This window comes from Thermococcus marinus (genome assembly GCF_055389025.1).
On record NZ_AP042417.1, the window covers coordinates 1,004,093 to 1,020,873 of the forward strand.

General features: G+C 53.0%; 23 protein-coding genes. 15 read left to right on the top strand and 8 right to left on the bottom strand.

Annotated features, from left to right (window positions below):
- The first annotated feature begins 7 nt into the window (after positions 1-7).
- Positions 8-361 (top strand): hypothetical protein, encoded by a 354-nt coding sequence (locus ACZ5ER_RS05550; protein WP_464935116.1) that lies wholly within the window; start codon positions 8-10, stop codon positions 359-361.
- Here the strand turns inward: ACZ5ER_RS05550 and ACZ5ER_RS05555 are convergent.
- Both ACZ5ER_RS05555 and ACZ5ER_RS05560 read right to left on the bottom strand, forming a co-directional pair.
- The gene (locus ACZ5ER_RS05555; RefSeq protein ID WP_464935009.1) at positions 358-948 is read right to left on the bottom strand and encodes a SagB/ThcOx family dehydrogenase; all 591 of its coding nucleotides are present in this window, start codon (positions 946-948) and stop codon (positions 358-360) included. The genes ACZ5ER_RS05550 and ACZ5ER_RS05555 overlap by 4 nt on opposite strands.
- A gap of 73 nt (positions 949-1,021) precedes the next feature.
- Entirely contained in the window at positions 1,022-1,318 is a 297-nt protein-coding gene (locus ACZ5ER_RS05560; RefSeq protein WP_464935010.1) for an arsenic resistance protein, read from the bottom strand.
- A gap of 39 nt (positions 1,319-1,357) precedes the next feature.
- Here ACZ5ER_RS05560 and ACZ5ER_RS05565 point away from each other — a divergent pair, with 39 nt between their 5' ends.
- Entirely contained in the window at positions 1,358-1,561 is a 204-nt protein-coding gene (locus tag ACZ5ER_RS05565) for a low molecular weight phosphatase family protein (protein WP_227738669.1), read from the top strand.
- Here ACZ5ER_RS05565 and ACZ5ER_RS05570 read toward each other — a convergent pair.
- Positions 1,551-1,889, bottom strand: a complete 339-nt coding sequence (locus tag ACZ5ER_RS05570) for a helix-turn-helix domain-containing protein (RefSeq protein WP_227738670.1) — start codon at positions 1,887-1,889, stop codon at positions 1,551-1,553. The genes ACZ5ER_RS05565 and ACZ5ER_RS05570 overlap by 11 nt on opposite strands.
- A 138-nt stretch (positions 1,890-2,027) precedes the next feature.
- Between ACZ5ER_RS05570 and ACZ5ER_RS05575 the strand changes: the two genes are divergently transcribed.
- The 7 genes from ACZ5ER_RS05575 (at position 2,028) to ACZ5ER_RS05605 (ending at position 7,953) form a co-directional block, all read left to right on the top strand.
- On the top strand, positions 2,028-2,867 hold the full coding sequence (locus tag ACZ5ER_RS05575; RefSeq protein WP_464935011.1) for a sulfite exporter TauE/SafE family protein: 840 nt from the start codon (positions 2,028-2,030) through the stop codon (positions 2,865-2,867).
- A 39-nt stretch (positions 2,868-2,906) separates the two neighbouring features.
- Positions 2,907-3,221 (top strand): hypothetical protein, encoded by a 315-nt coding sequence (locus tag ACZ5ER_RS05580; protein ID WP_464935012.1) that lies wholly within the window; start codon positions 2,907-2,909, stop codon positions 3,219-3,221.
- Between the two features lie 148 nt (positions 3,222-3,369).
- A complete protein-coding gene (locus ACZ5ER_RS05585; RefSeq protein WP_464935013.1) occupies positions 3,370-4,401 on the top strand; it encodes an arsenic resistance protein in 1,032 nt (343 codons plus the stop codon).
- 260 nt (positions 4,402-4,661) lie between these two features.
- Complete coding sequence (locus tag ACZ5ER_RS05590) at positions 4,662-5,132, top strand: hypothetical protein (protein WP_464935014.1); 471 nt, start codon at positions 4,662-4,664, stop codon at positions 5,130-5,132.
- 61 nt (positions 5,133-5,193) lie between these two features.
- Positions 5,194-6,201, top strand: a complete 1,008-nt coding sequence (locus tag ACZ5ER_RS05595; protein ID WP_464935015.1) for an SLC13 family permease — start codon at positions 5,194-5,196, stop codon at positions 6,199-6,201.
- Positions 6,202-6,293: 92 nt separating this feature from the next.
- Positions 6,294-7,220: an ATP-binding cassette domain-containing protein gene (locus tag ACZ5ER_RS05600; RefSeq protein ID WP_464935016.1), complete on the top strand. Its 927-nt coding sequence runs from the start codon at positions 6,294-6,296 to the stop codon at positions 7,218-7,220.
- Positions 7,213-7,953: an ABC transporter permease gene (locus ACZ5ER_RS05605; protein WP_050002955.1), complete on the top strand. Its 741-nt coding sequence runs from the start codon at positions 7,213-7,215 to the stop codon at positions 7,951-7,953. The genes ACZ5ER_RS05600 and ACZ5ER_RS05605 overlap by 8 nt, the downstream gene beginning before the upstream one ends.
- On the opposite strand, the gene ACZ5ER_RS05610 is transcribed toward ACZ5ER_RS05605, so the two are convergent.
- Together ACZ5ER_RS05610 and ACZ5ER_RS05615 are read right to left on the bottom strand one after the other, a co-directional pair.
- The gene (locus ACZ5ER_RS05610) at positions 7,946-8,359 is read right to left on the bottom strand and encodes an OsmC family protein (RefSeq protein WP_050002956.1); all 414 of its coding nucleotides are present in this window, start codon (positions 8,357-8,359) and stop codon (positions 7,946-7,948) included. The two genes, ACZ5ER_RS05605 and ACZ5ER_RS05610, sit on opposite strands and share 8 nt — an antisense overlap.
- A 101-nt stretch (positions 8,360-8,460) precedes the next feature.
- Entirely contained in the window at positions 8,461-8,658 is a 198-nt protein-coding gene (locus ACZ5ER_RS05615; protein ID WP_464935017.1) for a hypothetical protein, read from the bottom strand.
- Here ACZ5ER_RS05615 and ACZ5ER_RS05620 point away from each other — a divergent pair.
- The 5 genes from ACZ5ER_RS05620 to ACZ5ER_RS05640 all read left to right on the top strand — a co-directional run bounded on the left by ACZ5ER_RS05620 (position 8,648) and on the right by ACZ5ER_RS05640 (position 11,814).
- Positions 8,648-8,797, top strand: a complete 150-nt coding sequence (locus ACZ5ER_RS05620; protein ID WP_464935018.1) for a helix-turn-helix domain-containing protein — start codon at positions 8,648-8,650, stop codon at positions 8,795-8,797. The two genes, ACZ5ER_RS05615 and ACZ5ER_RS05620, sit on opposite strands and share 11 nt — an antisense overlap.
- Positions 8,798-8,960: 163 nt before the next feature.
- Positions 8,961-9,812 carry an ABC transporter ATP-binding protein gene (locus tag ACZ5ER_RS05625; protein ID WP_464935019.1) on the top strand — a complete coding sequence of 284 codons (852 nt, stop codon included), beginning with the start codon at positions 8,961-8,963 and terminating at the stop codon, positions 9,810-9,812.
- Positions 9,809-10,507, top strand: a complete 699-nt coding sequence (locus ACZ5ER_RS05630) for a fluoroquinolone export ABC transporter permease subunit (RefSeq protein WP_464935020.1) — start codon at positions 9,809-9,811, stop codon at positions 10,505-10,507. The genes ACZ5ER_RS05625 and ACZ5ER_RS05630 overlap by 4 nt, the downstream gene beginning before the upstream one ends.
- Positions 10,504-11,208 (top strand): ABC transporter permease, encoded by a 705-nt coding sequence (locus ACZ5ER_RS05635; RefSeq protein WP_464935021.1) that lies wholly within the window; start codon positions 10,504-10,506, stop codon positions 11,206-11,208. Before ACZ5ER_RS05630 ends, ACZ5ER_RS05635 begins: the two co-directional genes overlap by 4 nt.
- 162 nt (positions 11,209-11,370) lie before the next feature.
- Positions 11,371-11,814, top strand: a complete 444-nt coding sequence (locus ACZ5ER_RS05640; RefSeq protein WP_464935022.1) for a hypothetical protein — start codon at positions 11,371-11,373, stop codon at positions 11,812-11,814.
- Between the two features lie 170 nt (positions 11,815-11,984).
- Here the strand turns inward: ACZ5ER_RS05640 and ACZ5ER_RS05645 are convergent, their stop codons facing one another.
- Positions 11,985-13,688 (bottom strand): prenyltransferase/squalene oxidase repeat-containing protein, encoded by a 1,704-nt coding sequence (locus ACZ5ER_RS05645; RefSeq protein ID WP_464935023.1) that lies wholly within the window; start codon positions 13,686-13,688, stop codon positions 11,985-11,987.
- A 9-nt stretch (positions 13,689-13,697) separates the two neighbouring features.
- The gene (locus ACZ5ER_RS05650) at positions 13,698-14,594 is read right to left on the bottom strand and encodes a hypothetical protein (protein ID WP_464935024.1); all 897 of its coding nucleotides are present in this window, start codon (positions 14,592-14,594) and stop codon (positions 13,698-13,700) included.
- 179 nt (positions 14,595-14,773) lie between these two features.
- On the opposite strand from ACZ5ER_RS05650, the gene ACZ5ER_RS05655 reads away from it, so the two are divergent.
- Entirely contained in the window at positions 14,774-15,676 is a 903-nt protein-coding gene (locus ACZ5ER_RS05655; RefSeq protein WP_464935025.1) for a cation diffusion facilitator family transporter, read from the top strand.
- A gap of 62 nt (positions 15,677-15,738) precedes the next feature.
- Here ACZ5ER_RS05655 and ACZ5ER_RS05660 read toward each other — a convergent pair whose 3' ends face one another.
- Positions 15,739-16,698: a tetratricopeptide repeat protein gene (locus ACZ5ER_RS05660; protein ID WP_464935117.1), complete on the bottom strand. Its 960-nt coding sequence runs from the start codon at positions 16,696-16,698 to the stop codon at positions 15,739-15,741.
- Positions 16,699-16,781 lie beyond the last annotated feature (83 nt).

Genomic DNA, 16,781 nt, shown 5'->3' on the forward strand with positions numbered 1-16,781 from the left:
GGGCGCTATGAAGAGGGTGTTTGCGGTTTTGGCCCTAATCCTGCTGGCGGTCGCTGGAGGGATCTATGCCCTCGGCTCCACGGAGAGCGACAAGTACATCACCCTCAGGGCGACCTTTAGAATGGGTGGGGCCGTCTATAAGGGCTACCAGCTCGAAGGGGACACGCTCGTCTTCAAGTTCGAGAGGAATGGCGACTTCTTCACCCAGGCGATGGAGGTTAAGGAGTTTACCACTGATGAGAAGCTGTCCCCCAAGAAGGTCGTCATGGAGGTAAATACCAACGGGGAGATAAGGCGCTACGAGGCAAAACTGGTAAAAGAAGAGGAAGACAGGCTAATTTACGGGGCCAGCGAGCTTTAATCCACCGGAACCCCGACCGGGAAGATGTACAGTGGTTCTCCCGGCACACCTAGTATCTCTTTTACTTCCTCGTCCCTGAAGGCCCCCACTGCAACCGTCCCCAGTCTCAGGGCCGTGACCTGCAGGTAGATGTTCTGCCCCATGTGGCCGGCGTCTATGTGGACATAGCGATAGCCCCTTTCACCGTATCTCCTCGTCGTCCTCTCGTAGTGGGCGACGATTATGATATTTATCGGCGCCCTCTCAACGTGCTCTTGGTCGAGACAGGCTTTCGCCAGTGGGCCGTTTAAGTTCCCTTCGCGTGCCAGTTCACGGGTGTGGCTCTCGCCGTCGTAGTGGTAGAGGCCGGGCTCAAGACCTTCAACGTTCGAGACTGCCACGTAGACCTCGAAGGGGTAGCACGCGCCGGCACTCGGAGAAGTCCTCTTTCCGTGGGCGTTTACCCCGTAGGCGGCCCAGAGTATCTGGGAGACCTGTTCAAGTGTTAGAGGCTCGTCTTTGTACTTCCTAATGCTCCTCCTAAGGTTTATGGCTTCTTCCACACTTATCTTGCCCTTACGCCTCGGAGAAGGCAGTTCAACCCTCATGGCACACCCCTAGGAATTAATGAATGTGTCTTCATGATTAAGTTTTTGCCTCAAAAGAAAAAGTGGGGAGACATCACTCCTCAGAAAGCGTCGGCACGGCGCCTCCGGCTTCAAACTCCGCCGTAAGGAGGTATCTCGTCCTGTTTGCAATCCATACGATGTTGAGCATTATAGGAACCTCTTCGAGGACACCGACAACCGTCGCCAGCGCGGCCCCGCTTTCCAAGCCGAAGAGCGCTATTGCAACTGCTACCGCGAGCTCGAAGAAGTTGCTCGCTCCTATGGACGAGGCCGGGGCGGCCACCTTGTGCGGGAGCTTCCAGAGCCACGCACACCCGTAGGCGATGGCGAAGATGAAGCATGTCTGCATTGTGAGCGGGATGGTGATAGGGCTTACGTCCTCATAACGATGGGCTGTCGCGACAGGTGCCCCTACGCTCCCCCTGAGAAGACATGGGACTGGGGGCTTGAAGACCCTTACAGGAAGCCGATAGAGAAGTACCGCGAGGTGAGGGACGAGATAAAGAGGAGGGTCCTCAAGCTCATTGAAGACTTGAAAGCGGGCAAGGGCAGAGAGGAGATAATTGGGAGAAAGGGTACTTTCACTCCCTGAATATCTCCCCCGTGACGAGGTCTATGCCGACCTTCCTGACCTTAAGCTTCCAGAGCTTCTCGGGCGCTCCACCACCCACCTCTCTGTACCCTGCCATCTCGATTATCCCCATGTCCTCGAGGGCAGAGAGGTGGTAGTAGAGCGTTGAGCGGGGCATGTTGAGGCCCCTCTCCTGAAGGGCCTGGTATATCTCGTTTGTCCCTTTTATACCATCACTCAGGATTCTTATGATGCTCCGCCTCGGTTCGGCCATCAAGGGCTTGAGGGTCATCATGAGGTTCTTCAAAACTGCCATGTCACCCATCATCCACCTCGGCACCTTCACCACCGTTGATTATTGCTCCCCTATCTTTATAAAATTACCGCTTTCGGGCGAGTTTAGCTCGAATGTTATAGAAAACTTTATAAAGACTTTTGTGATATTACAAAATGAGAAAGATGAGATAAAAGATGGAGGTGATGGAGGATGTTTGGGATGGTGATACTCACCTACATCCTCGCGAGCGTGTTCGCGATAGCTGGAATGGGAGCGGCTGGAGTGCTCATACCCAACTACATAGCCATGGGGCTGGGCGTTCACGCGGCCATGCTGCTCGGGCTGATGCAGAACACGGCGGAGCTGACCGTGGCAACCGCGATGAACTGGAAGAAGGGCCTCATAGAGTGGAGGACGGTTGCGAGGGTCTTCGTCCCCGCGGCGCTCTTCGTGCCTTTGGGGGCGTACGTGAACGTCCACATTCCGAGGGTCCTCGTGCTGGTGGCCTTTGCGCTGTTCCTGCTCTTCGCCCTCTACCGCATGCTCTCCAGCGGAATGGTGGAAGGCGGCGACGGCTGGAAAATCTACGCGCTCGGGGCAGTCGAGGGCTTCACCGCAGGACTCATAGGCATGGACGCGGCGCCAATAGCGCTCATAGCCTTCTCGTACTTCTCCAGAAATCCGAAGAAGGTCTCGGCGAACACGGCGGCAACTGCACTCGGAGTTTCGAGCGTTACCCTGCTGACGTACACTATCATGCTCCCGAAGATACCCATAGCGATGGAAACCCTCGTGGCGGTGGGGACTGCTGGCTTCCTCGGCGGGATAACGGGCTCGCTCCTGATGCACAGGATAAAGCCACTCTACGTCCGCTACACGATGCTGGCAATACTCTCGCTGGCCCTCGTTGAGATTGTGAAGAAGATATTCGAGGTGAACGTGCCCGAGACGCTCCACGTACTCAGCGTAGGGGTCGTGGTGGGCGGCTTCCTGGCCTTCCTGTACGGAATGGGAAGGCGCATGGCGAGAAGGCCCTCCCCTGCCCCTTGACCCTTTCGTTGTTTGAGCAAAAAGTAGGAGGTGGTTGGGATGCCGTTCGGTGTTCCCGGATGGAAATGGAAGGTTGGAAGGTTTGGCTACGTGATGGGAAACGAGCCGAGCTACAAGGAGATTAGGGCAAGGGCGAAGGCACTGCTCGAGAAGGCCACGAAGGGGCCCGCGTGGCACTGCCGCTGCGGAACCTTCCACGTCCCCCTCCTCGTTGACGGGGAGATAGTCGGGGAGCTCTGGGAGGACGTCGAGCCGAGAGAACTCGAAGTCGGCGCCTACTGGCACGGGAAGTGGGGGACGAAAGTCCAGCTCGTGAAGGACGGAAGGGTGGTGGGCCTTCTATGGCTCGCCTGAACCTTTGTCTTTCTGTTATCCCAGAAGGAATTGCCTCTGGCTCCGCACCATACCTGTACCCATTCCTGTCCAGTAATGTTTTTAAATGTCATGACAAATTTCATGCGAAAATATGTTCATATGAAATAAACAAAATATGAAAGGGATGATGCCCATGTTTGAAAAACTTGCTAAAAACCTTAAGAAAAACCTCCTCTGGTACTCACTCATTGCCATAGGCTTAGGTTGGGCCCTCGGGCTTGCTTTTCATGACTTTGCAATGGTTCACAAAACCCTACTCAGCAACCTGACGACGGTTCTTGTGTTCCTCATGATATACCCGATGATGGTGAACCTCAACCTGGAGAGGATACCAAAGGTTCTGAAGGAACCGAAGCCAGTCCTCTTAAGCCTCGTCTACAACTTCGTGCTGACTCCACTCATAGCTTTCCTGCTCGTTAAGGGCTTCATCCACGACCCAAACCTTGCACTCGGCTTCCTCCTCGTCATGCTGGTTCCGGGGTCTTCGATGAGCATAGGCTACACGGGGTTAGCTGGGGGAGACCTCGAAGTTGCCACAGTTGCATTGGGCGTTAACTTCCTGTTAATACCCCTAATGCTTCCACTCTGGGTAAAGCTACTCGGAAGTGCCTATAACGTCCCGGTTCCGCTCTCCCTGCTCCTTAAGACTGTCTTTGTAGTTCTCATACTGCCGATGTTCCTCGGCGACCTTACGAGAAGGCTCCTCATAAGGAGACTTGGCGAGAAAGGGTTCTCAAAACTAAAACCCCTCTTTGGCTCAATTACCATGACAACAATGCTCCTGCTCGTTGGCTTGATATTCTTCATGAAGGCACAGCTGTTACTGAGCAAGTGGTTCATCCTCGTCGAGCTGGCCGTTGTGAACACGGTTTACATGCTCCTAATGCTCGCTCTAATAACGTGGCTGGACAGAGCCCTTGGCCTCAGCTATGAGGAGCATATGGGAATAGTCTTCCTTAGCGTTGGGAAGAACAACGGAACGGCGATAGCTATAGCCACGCTCGCGTTCCAGCCACTCGTAGCGATTCCTGCGGCGACTCTACCGATATTCCAGATAATCTTCCTAATCCTCTACCTGAGGCTCGCGGAGAGGGTAAAATGTTTCTTTGAGGTGAACATGTGTTCCAAAGGGACAAGCGGAGAGCCCGAGGTGGGCTAAAGAAGTCCGTTCTGATAATAAAAACGCATGAGGACGGAAAGCTTTGAACTCGTTTTAACTTTTGACCTCCACAACATAATGATGTACCAGTTTTGAGGCTGAATTTAGTAGGAATAAAGGGTTCCGACTACAGCATGTTCGACGAGAGATGACGGGCATCGTCACGAAATGGCCAACCTACAGAGATAGAAGAAGGGGATAGAGAACGCGCTAGGGAGGATTTTTAACTTTTGAATCTTAACACATAATTGGGTGATCCTATGACTGCTCCATTTCCTCCGATCCGGGGAGGGCCTAGGGCTGAGTACAGGCCCCTGAAACCTGAAGACGGCAAAAAAGCGGTGGAGCTCGTCAGGGAAGCGCTTCCCTTCTTTCGAGCTGGAGAACCGATAACTCACCCCGATCACATTGACGTTCCCGTCCTCTACATGAATTTTGGCATAGATAGGATTCACTACAACGGGAAGGCCAAGATGCCCCGCCCTAAAGGTGCCCCGCCTCACGGATCGGCGACCACAGATCCCAAAGAAGCTCGCGAGGTCATTGAAAGAGTGCTCAAAGAAGCGAGGGTTCTCGATGCCGCCGAGTTCAGGGAGCCTGAGGACTGCTGGATAATTCCTGTTGCATGGAAAAGCTTTATAATCCTCCACGTACGCGTCTCCCGCGAAGGGGAGGAGCTCATCCCTGACTACGGCCTGACGGAGGAGGTAAGGCGCTACGGGACGCTTTAAAAATTTCATCCGGCGCGAATGGTTTCTCACGGCTCTCCTAATACTCTATCCAGCTCTGGCCGTGGTTGACCCGGGCCTTCCACGCAGAACCCCCGAACTTATAGACTGGGAGAGCCTTTCGGTCATAACAGCACTTATAATGGCCTCCAAGGGGCTTGAACTGTCCGGTATCTTCTCAAGGCTCGCTCCCCACCTGATACGGGCCGCCAACCACTCGGAAAGACGCCTCATGGTGCTCTTCATCCTGGTGATTTCTCTTTCCTCCGCGGTTATCATGAACGACACGGCCATGCTGGTCTTCATCCCCCTCGTCGTTGCAACATCTAAGATTGCTCGGGTGGACACAGCGAGGGCAGTAACGCTCTCCGCCATCGCGGCCAACGTGGGCTCTGCCCTCACCCCCATAGGCAACCCCCAGAACATCATAATATGGCACAGCTACGGCCTCGGGTTCATGGAGTTCGTCCGTTCGATGTTTCCCTTCGTGTCCCTCTGGCTCGTTATCCTCCTTGCGTTCTCCATAACCATAAAAAACCGGAAGCTCTCGGTTGAATGGATCCCGCCGGTTGCCCTTAGAAAGACTCTCCTCGTGGTTTCTCTTGTCTCTTTGGTCGCGGACATACTTCTGACCGAGATCGGGAAGGCTCCGCTTGCTTTCATTTTCACACTCTTTGCTTTTCTGTTGTTGGGTAGGGAAGTGCTTAAGGGTTTTGACTGGGCGCTGGTTTTGACCTTTGCCTTCATATTCATTGATTTCAACGAGCTCGCTTTCCTTCTGAGGAACGCCGATTTAAAATTCCCAACTGGGGGCGTTGGACTCTTCTTTGTCTCCGCTGTCTTGAGCCAGCTGTTCAGTAACGTCCCTGCGACGGTTCTCCTTTTGGCCAGCAAACCGGAGTGGCTTCCACTCTCTCTGGGGGTCAACGTAGGGGGAAGCGGCATAGTTGTGGGTTCTATGGCTAATCTCATAGCCCTCAGGATAGCGGGGGTCAGCGTGAGGGACTTCCACCGCTATTCCATTCCCTACTTCCTCGTGGCCCTTTTGGTATCCGCGCTCTTTCTCTTATAGCGCGTGATTTCCCCAAGCCTCATATGGCGGTTCTTCACCCACTCCCAAAGGGTTTTAACCCATGAACCCTACTTCATCTGGGTGCTGAAGACATGAAGGCCATAGAAGTCGTCGGGCTCACCAAGTACTACGATTCATTCCTCGCCGTTGATAACTTGAGCTTCTCTGTACGGAAGGGAGAGATTTTCGGTTTTCTCGGCCCGAACGGGGCGGGAAAGACGACAACAGTCAGGACGATTACAGGTGTTTTGAGGCCGAATTCAGGGGAGATAAGGGTTCTCGGCTACGACATGCTTGACGAGAGGGAAAAGATAAGGGCGAGGGAGAGAACGGGAATAGTCCCAGAGATGGCCAACCCCTACGTGGATTTAACGGCGATGCAGAACCTCAGGCTCATGGGCGAGCTCTACGGGATGGGAAGGAGGGAGATAGAGAGGCGCTCGGTTGAGCTTCTCAGGCTATTTGACCTCTACGAGAAGAGGAACGTGAAGGTAAAAGCTTTTTCCAAGGGCATGAGACAGCGTCTAATCCTCGCGATGGCGATGATAAGCGACCCGGAGCTTCTAATCCTCGATGAGCCAACGAGCGGGCTCGACGTCCTGAGCGCACGCCTGATAAAGGACGTCATCCGCGAGGAGAAGAGGAAGGGGAAGACGATATTCATGACGACCCACAACATGGTTGACGCAAACGAGCTGTGCGAGAGGATTGGAATCATAAGGAGGGGAAAGCTAATAGCGATTGACACGCCCGAGAAGCTGAAGCAGCTGGTCAAAGGCAGTGTCTCGGTCGAGGTCAGCTTCGAGCCGATGAGGCTTGAGCCCTCGGAGATAGCCTCTGCAACGAGGGTCGAGCTGATGGGGGACAAGGTGAGGGTTTTCACGAACGACCCAGATGCAACGGTTAGGGAGCTGGTTCACTACGCCGAGAGAAATAACCTGCGGATAGTGAGCCTCAAAACGCTGTCGCCCTCGCTGGAGGACGTCTTCATCAAGCTGGTGGGTGAGAGAAATGATTGAAACGCTCAAACGCTCCTTCGCCATAGCGAAGAAGGACATGCGCATCTTCTACCTCAAGGGTCCTGTCGTGATAATGGGTCTCATCTTCCCCTTCTTCCTGTTCTTAGCTTTCATGATAGGGCGCAACCTCTCTGGGGCTCATCTCCTCGTTGCTCTAACAGCTATGACGGCCTTCTTCACGTCAACGGCCGTCGGCCCCACGATAATCCCGTGGGAGTGCAGGGGAAGGACGTTCGAGAGGCTCATAACCGCTCCAGTTTCACTGACGACGGTGCTCCTCGGCGACTTTCAGGCTTCCCTCTACTTCGGGCTTGCGATAACGTTCGCGATAGCGGTTCCCGCAATGCTCTACCTCTCAGTTCACCCCTCCATTTGGCTCTTTGTCCTGTCCACGCTCCTGGCCGTTGGGTGCTTCTCCGCAATGACAGTGTTAATGTCCTCCTATCCGCCCACTGACGTTCCAGCCGACGTCATGATGCTGTCGTCGCTCGTCAAGTTCTCGCTCCTCTTCATCAGCGGCATCTTCGTCCCCATAGAAAACCTGCCCGCCTACGGCAGGTGGATTTCCCTCGTCTCTCCGCTGACGTACTACGTTGACGCCCTGAGGCACTCCCTCGGTAGTGGATATTTGCCAGTGTGGCTCGACCTTCTGATGCTGGCCCTGTTTGGCCTCGCGTTCTTCTTCACGGGCACTGCAATCCACAGAAAAGTCCTGGAGAGGAGGTTCACTTAGGCCTGACCATCTCCACTTCTCCCTTTATCTTCTCCGCCCCTACCGTGTTGAAAACAGTTCCGTACTTCTCGGCGAGCTCCTTGACGCGGAGTATCTTCTTCTCGGGCTCGTCCGTCACAATTCGGATTCTGTAGGTAATCTCCCTTAGCTGGGGCTCTTTTCTGTCCCTCCACCCCGAGACGGTTATCTCCATGCCCCCAACCTTCAGGCGCATCTTCTTGATTAGCCTTCCCCAGTTTACGGTTAGACAACCGCCTATGGCGGCGAGCAGGTACTCGGTCGGGTTGGGCCCGGTGTTGTGTCCATCAGTATTCGTGTCTATCCTGAAGGAGAACTCCCTGACCTTTACCTCGCTCCCAACGTTCCCGTCCCACTTGAGTTCGGCGTTGTATTCAAGGCGCTCCATATTCATCCCCACCTGCTATGAAGTTCCCTTCAAATAAAACCCTTTTCTATGTCAGAAGTTGCACGGTGGAAAGGGCGTACAAAACCTAATAACCTTGTCCTTCAACCCTTTTCCGGATTCTCATAGACAGAATCAACTATGAGTTTTTTGACGCCTTCAAATGGTTCATGGAGCTGGTCGAGTGGGGCTACGGGGACACCTACTTCTTCCTCGGGAGCGACGTGGTAAAGCTCGTGGAGATCAAGTTCAAGGAAGACGTAAATCCCGAGGGAATAGCTGAAAAACTCCTTGGAATCCACCACGTCAAGGAACGCAAAGCTCATCGGAAAGCAGCTTGAAACACTGCTCCTGGCATACAAGAGCGGCTACTTCGACAGTCCGAGGAGGGTTACTCTAAGAGATCTCGCCGAGATGCTGAACTCAGCCCCTCAACGGTGAAGGAGCACCTTCCTTAGGATTCCTTCGGGGGTTGGCTCCTGTTATCCTAGAATTTTGGGAAATTCACTATTCCCCAACAAATTTGCTATTGGGTCATATACTCCCGCACATGTGCAGGACTAACTATAACTACTTTGAGGCCCTATTTTAACTTGGTGAAAACATGCCGGTGATTGAGGTTGCGAACGTTAAGAAGTACTACGGCGAAGTCAGAGGTGTTGATGGGCTGAGCTTCTCGGTCGAGAAGGGCGAAATCTATGGCTTCCTCGGGCCGAACGGGGCCGGAAAGACGACAACGGTGAAAATCCTCGTGAAAATCTTGAGGGACTACACTGGAGAGGTCAGGGTGCTCGGCAAAGATTTGAGGGAGTGGGGGAAGGACTACTACAACAAAATCGGCGTTTCCTTCGAGTTCCCGGCCGTCTATTCGAGGCTCACCGCCAGGGAAAACCTCGGGTTCTTCGCGAGCTTCTACAAAAAGCATCTCGACCCCACCGAAGTGCTCAAGATGGTCGGCCTGGAGGAGAAGGCGGACGAACTTGTTAGTGGCTTTTCGAAGGGCATGAAGAAGAAGCTCGACCTCGCGAGGGCTTTACTGCCGGATCCGGAAATCCTCTTCCTCGACGAGCCGCTCGAAGGCCTCGACCCGGCGAGCGCGAGGAGGATAAAGGACCTGCTCCTGGAGATGCGTGAAAGCGGAAAGACGGTCTTCCTGACCACCCACAACATGTACGTGGCCGACGAGCTCTGCGACAGGGTCGCCTTCATCGTGGACGGCTCCATAAGGCTGGTGGACAATCCCGGCGAGCTGAAGGTGAAGATGGGCAAGCGGCTCGTTAAGGTGGAATACGTCGCCAACGGCAGTGTTGCCGTGAAGGAGTTCCCGCTCGAAGGAATAGGCCGGAACGAGGAGTTCCTCAGAATCATCAGGGAGCACGAAGTCAGGAGAATAAACACGGAGGAGCCCACCCTGGAGGAGATATTCCTAAAGGTGACGGGGAGGAGGCTCGTATGAGGAACATCGTCAGAACGAACATTGTTCTCGGGGTGAGGAGCTACGTTTATCCCATATACCTGCTCGTGGCCTTAGCTTATGGCCTCATGCTCCTTGCCTTCCCGAAGCGCTACCTCCCGACTATGGTGCCGATCTTCCTCCTCTTCGAGCCGGGGCTCGTTGGCTTCATGTTCGTTGGCACGGAGATATTCGCCGAAAAGAAGGACGGCGCGATAGGCGCTTTGGCGGTCACGCCGATAGACTGGAGGAGCTACATCTTAACTAAAACACTCCTCCTGAGCCTGCTCTCAGTCATCGGCGCGGTGCTCATAATGGCGATAGGCACCCGCTCCCTCAACGGGCTTCCGTATGTGGTTGTTGGGACCTTTCTCGTCTCCATAGTTTACACGCTCCTTGGAATAGCGGTCTCGGCCAAATACCGCGACCTCGACGACTACTTCATCCCGATACTGGGGGTTCTGGTGGTCTCGCTCCTGCCCTTCGCGCACTACCACGGCTACCTGACGGGCGAAGTGTGGAAGGTCCTCTATGCGGTCCCAAGCTATCCGGCGATATACTTCTTCAAGGCGCCCTTCGAGGAGATAGCAAGGAAAACGCTGGCCTATTCAGCGGCGACCCTGCTCGCCTGGTCTGGAATAGCCTATCAGCTCGCTAAAATCCGCTTTTACAGGTATGCTGTGGAGGGATTGAGATGAGCTTTGTGAGGAAGTTCCTTTCCATCTACAAGACCGACCTTAAGCTCCTTCGCAGGGACCCCATGTTGGTCTATTCCGTGGCAATGACCCTTGTGCTCCTCCTTATCGTCCGGTACTTCAAAGACCGCATTGGAGTTTACTACCCGCTGCTCGCCCTGCTGATGATGCTGTTCATCCCCATGATATTCGGCATGGTGCCCGGTTTCATGATGGCGGACGAGAAGGAGGACAAGACCATACAGGCCCTTCAGGTGATTCCAATATCGAGCGAGGCTTTCCTCGCCTACAGGCTTACGTGGGCCTCTGTGGTTACGGTGGTGATGACCGGCCTCGCACCCACAATCCTCGACATTGAAATCTCGCGGAACGGCCTGCTGGCGCTCATGGCGCTCTTCGTGCTCGAGGTCTGGATTTACGGACTGCTCATCACGGTGTTCTCGGAGTCGAGGATGCAGGCACTGACTGTATCAAAAGTCCTGGGCTGGCTCCTCATGCTACCGCCGCTGATAAAGCTGGTCGTGGAGTGGAGGGATCTCTCAACCGACTGGAGCAGGTTCACAGCTTTCCTCCCCACCTACTGGCTCTACAGGGTCTTCGAGGGGATTCCGCTCAACGATTACGGTGACTTTCCGACCGCTGTGCTCGTGCATCTGGTCTGGCTCGTCCCGCTGGTGGTGCTCTTCAGGAGAAGGGTGCTGTAACGTATTGAACATTCTCTTCGTCTTCGCTCGTTTACTTTTCTATTTTTATCTGGAAATACTTAAAAGGGTATTGTACCAAAGAATACACAGCAGGAATCCCACCGATGGCGAAACACATGAATGCCCGCTTGAGGCTTATCAACTGGATATGGGGGAAGTACCGTGAGCGTATTTAAGAGGAGGGTCGTTCAACTCTTGGTTCTCATTGTCTTTTTTTGGGGCTTAATCACGTTTGCTTACTCGCAAGAACCAAAGCAATGCCCCTCTAACGGTACGTGGATAGATCCGCATGGTTTTACAACAATATGCAACGTTCCCGACTGCTATGAAGCAATGGGAAGAATCAGTGAGTGGGTTTCATTTACGTTGGCGATACTGGTCGCTTATCTTGTGGGACTTAGGGCAAAAAGTGGACTTAATGCGAACAAAGCGCTGTTTCTGATTGGGGTGTATCTGACATTCATAAGCGTTATATTCGCATCGGAACTGTCAAAGGTGCCGGAAGGGGTCTGTCTGGATTTGAAGCCAGTAGCCTACCCACTTGCGGCCCTTGGTTCCTTCCTGGTGGTCTGGTTCCACGAAGACAAGAATAGAAGTAAGATATGATGAGGGATTTTTCTTTTCGACATCTCTTCAAAAGCTCTTGAGAGGCCTCCTCCGGGAGGACGTCCTCGGGGTGCGAAGGCTTTACGCCTTTATTTCGCCCATTCGTGTACCCCTAGTTTAAACGGATGCTGGCCGAGGGATAAACAGAAAAAGAAAAGACGCGGAGACTGTCAGTTTTCATCGATGAGCCTTAGGATTTCAAGCACCTGAAACGTCGCCATGATGTCCCCGGACTCCGGGTTCTCGCATGAACCGTAGGAGAAAAAGCCGTAGGGACACTTTGCCAGCTCAAGCGCGTTTATCATTTCTTCTTTTCTGTCAATCTTCGCTCCCAGCGAATTCAGGGCCAGCAGAGCGTACCTGGTTGTCGGTAAAAACCGCCACAGCGCGCCGTCTCTCTGCGATTTAATGAACTCAACGGTCTTCTCGTCCCTGTACCCGTACCCAAGTTCGTTGAGAACCAGGACGGAATAAAGAGTTGTTTCGAGCCGGATTGTCCCCACTGACGTTATTCTGCTTCCGAAACCTCCATCATCGTCCCTCAGGCTTAAAACGAGAGATTTTACTGTCCCATTCCACTGCGGGTCAATTTTGATGCCCAGTTCGTTGCTGGTCAAAAGAAGGTAGTAGATGTCCCTCAGGAGGTAGTGGTTGTGGTAGATTTCTGAAAGGTTCGTGCTGGCGATGAACTCGCGTATCCGGGGCTCCGCGGCACCCCTAAGCTCTTCCCTTGGAACACCGAGCTCTTTAAGGGCTCTGTACTCTACCCACATCACGGGCGGCTCGTCCTCGGTTGAAAGCCTTGTGAGCAGGTACTCCTTGACTTTCTCCTCCTTTGGCACGGTGGAGTTCAGGTACCTCAGCACTATCACCGAGAAACCCGTGTTCACGGGGTTTGGAACTATGAAGTTGGGGATTTTAATAAAACCGCCCAAGGGGCTTTCCCTGGAGCGAAGGTAGCAGACGGTGTCTTCCCCAACCTTGCCTCCAAGATAGGTTATGGCCTCTACGGCCCAGTGAGTGGTGTCAATGTGCCCCCTTTCTTCCCCCACCATATCCGAGTACGACCCGTCCGGGCACTTGTATTTGAAGATTGCCTCAAGGAGATGCTTCTTGAGAGTTTCATTCTGGATGTTCTCTTCTTTTATAAAATGGGCGAGTATGTAGGCGTCATAAAAGCCTGGGTCATCGAGCTCACGCGACGCGTCGTTAAACACGGCGAGGGCCAGGTTGTGCATTTTTGTGTAATTCGGTATTTCGTTAATTGAATATCCCGACTCCAAAAGAAGTTCCCGGTACTGAAGGAAGCTCCACACGAACTCCAGCGAATGTTCGGGCTCCAGAGAAAGCCAGAGCGACATGGAGACGTTCCGCGCTAGGGTGGAATTAAGCAGAATAAGGCTCCTGGCGTGGATAATGCTGGGCTCTGACTCCTCCATGTCCTTAATAATTAAGTGCTCAAGTGTCCTCCCGTACTGAGGAGTCAGGTTGAACTTGTCGAAGAGCACTAGGAGGTAGTAAATGTCGAGGACGTCCACGTTGGAGCGGGAGTTTTGGCCGGCGTAAACCTTGGTCTCGTAGTCCCGCAGGAACTCCACCGTCTTCTGGGGGTCTTTAGGGGTGAGGTTCAGCAGCTCCAGCGCCAGAGTGCCGTGGTAGGTCGCGTAAATCGAGGGGGTTATCGTAAAGTGCACACCGCTCCAGCCGCCAGTGACTGGGTCCTGGGCAAGTTCAAGCCGTTTTACAGTCCAGTTTTTCCAGGCGGGGTCAACAAACTTTTGAATAACGGGCTCGGAGGGGCTATTCCAGGTTAGTGCCGCAACGGCCAGAATGCTGGCTAAAATTAAAAAGAAAGCAAAGAGCTTTTTCCTCATGCAATCACCTCAGAAATTCACAGATACACTGGCTTCAGCATCGAGACTTTTAAAATTGCCTTTCACGACTTCGAATGTTGCTACTGGGCCTGAACGTACCATATAAATCTTTATTTTATTAGTATCATGGACAGTTATGGTTCCCTCGTATGAGTGAGCTATAGAGTCATAGTTACTGACTTCGCTCTCCCCAAAGGATCCATCTATGAAGATCGACGAACTGCTACCAGATACCTCAAAGGTGATGCCTGGAGGAAATGATATAACTCCCCCAATGCTCCAGCCCTCGCTGAATTTCTCCCCATAGAACAATAATCTGTTAGTTAACTTTATGCTCCTGCATTTGTACTGGTATGTGATGTATGGGGGATATTCAGTGACGGTCGTGCTATAGGCGTAGTTATACACGCTAACGTCTATACTCTCCATGGGCTCATAATAGTATATTTTGAACCTAGTTGAAAGTGCAGTCCCTGTGGACAACTTTATTTTTTTATTGCCATCGGGGCTCAGTTTGAGAGTCGTGCTCCGTGTACCATAGTCAGATTTTGAAATCGTGTGTGCATCAGGAGTGCTCATAACTGTATACTTCCATTTATTTAGAACACGGTTTACCATGAGCCTGTGAGCCTTCTCTAGTATCTCTCCTCTGCCTATCTTGGATGTTCTTCCTACAATCACTATTCCACTGTGTGTCTTTATTAGAGGGACTTCAATCCCATTGATTGTAATTTTCTCATAACTGCTAGTTCCCTCTGAAGCTTTTTGAGCTGAGTGACTCTCTGCACAAACTGGGCCTCCTAAGGCTCCTAGGATTAGAATTCCCAAGACAAACGCAGATAGGCATCGCCAACGCACAAGTTTCACCTCCTTTTGTTCTGTATTGTTTATTGTTCGCAGTGTCATTATTACGATACTTGCTTATAAATCTTTTGATGTTTTAAATTTAATACCTTATATATTTGAATCTTATTTCTCATATTTGTTTATGTTTAATTGTTATATAGAACAATAAAGTATGCTCCCAAAATCTTAGCGTTCGAAAACATTTTATGCCATAGCCAAACACTGTCACGGGGGTTGAAATGGGTCGCCACAATCACAATCACGCTCATGATGTAAAAGGAAGGGTGCTCTTCTCGTTCGCGCTCAACATCGTCATAACCCTCGCCGAGGTAGTCGGGGGTATCCTTTCAGGCAGTCTGGCGCTCCTAAGCGACTCCCTCCACAACTTCAGCGACAGCATGAGCCTGCTCGCGAGCTACTTCGCAATAAAAATCGGCGAGCGGAAGGCCAACGAGAAGTACACCTTCGGCTACAGGCGTGCCGAAGTCCTCGTGGCGTTCATCAACTCGGCCGTCCTCGTGGGCGTCTCGCTCTTCCTCCTCGTTGAAGCCTACAGGCGCTTTAGGAGTCCAGAGCCGATAGACGGCCCTCTGATGCTCGGCGTGGCTCTAATCGGCCTCCTTGCAAACCTGTTCTCTGTCCTACTCCTCCACGGGCACGCGCACAGCCTCAACGTCCGCTCCGCCTACCTTCACCTGCTGACGGATACCCTCTCATCGGTGGCCGTCGTCGCCGGCGGAATCGCGATAATCAAGTGGAACGCCTTTTGGGTTGACCCGCTCGTGACTGTCTTCATATCGCTCTACATCCTCCGCGAGGCGTATGAAATCCTCAGGGAGAGCATTGAGGTTCTCATGGAAGCCTCCCCCGACCTCGACCTTAAGGCGATAAGGGAGGAGATTGAGGGCATTCCGGGCGTTAAGAACGCGCACCACTTCCACGCCTGGCGCATCGGAGAGAACGAAGTCCACTTCGAGTGCCACGTTGAGGTTGACGACATGCCCCTCAGTGAGGCGCAGAAGATTATTGATGAAGTCGAGGATAAGTTGAAGAAGTTTGGAGTAACACACGTCACGGTCCAACTTGAGGTGGACAGGTGTGAGGGCAAGAACCTTCTGTGCCCTAAAAAGGACAAGAAATGATGCGAGATTGTGTTCGCCAGATGAATGGGGCTAAAAAGGGATAGGGGGCTCTGAAGTCCCCTCTAAAGCTCCGCCTCCCCGAGGACTTTGAGCATCTCAATAAGCCTCGGGTCTTTGACCTTCTCGATTGCCTTCTTGGCCTCCTCCTCTTCGATCTTTCCGTCTTTGAAGAGCGCCAGTGCCTTCACGGCCTCAAAGAAGTCCTTCATGCCCGGGAACGCGTTGGCGAACATGTCTATGTTGAGGTATACGGTCTCGAAGTCGTCGTCGAGGAAGAGCTGCCACAGCACGTCCATGAGGGCGCCGAAGGCTATGTCCTCGTAGTCCGTCCCCCTGGCCCGTATGAGGGCGTAGAGGCACTCCTGCAGGGCCGCGTCGTAGTTCTCTTCCTCCTCGAACATCTCCTCGAAGCTGAGGTGGGCCTCCACGAGGAGCTCGTTGTCGTTGAGGATCTTGGGCAGGACACCGGCGATTATTGCCTTGGCCTGATAGGTGTCGCCGGCCTCGAAGGTTATGTAGCCCCTGTGGATTTCGACCCTCAGGAGTTCCCTCTCGTCGCCTAGCTCCTCGTAGAGCTCCTTTACCTTCTCAATGAGCTCAAGTGCCTTCTCGTACTCCTGCAGTTCCTCGTGGATGGTCGCCATGCTGTAGTACACCTTCGCGGCGTTCTCGACGTTGCCCTTGGCGACTTCCTCTTCAAGCAGGGCCCTGAACAGCTCAAGGCTCTTCTCAAGCTCGCCTATCAGGAAGTAAAGGTCGGCCAGGTGGAACTTCGCCTCAAAGCCCCCTTCCTTCTCCGCCAGCTTCTCGAACTCGGCTATCTTATCAACACCGAGGAACTCGTGGTAGTAGTAGACGACCAGCTTGTAGAGCTCGTAGTCCTTCTTTTCGAGGGCAAGCTTTTCGGCCCCCTCAAGAACCTCCTTGAGCTCCTCGTCGCTCAGCTCGTCAACCTTGTAGTAGAGCAGGTTGGCCACCTTTTTGGTGTCCTTTTCTTCCAAAGCCTTCAGAAGCTCTTCCATTAGAGTCACCATACCTACTACGCCGTTGTGGTTTTAATCCTTTCCTTGTTTCTCTCGCGGTGCTCCCGGCGAGCCCACATTTT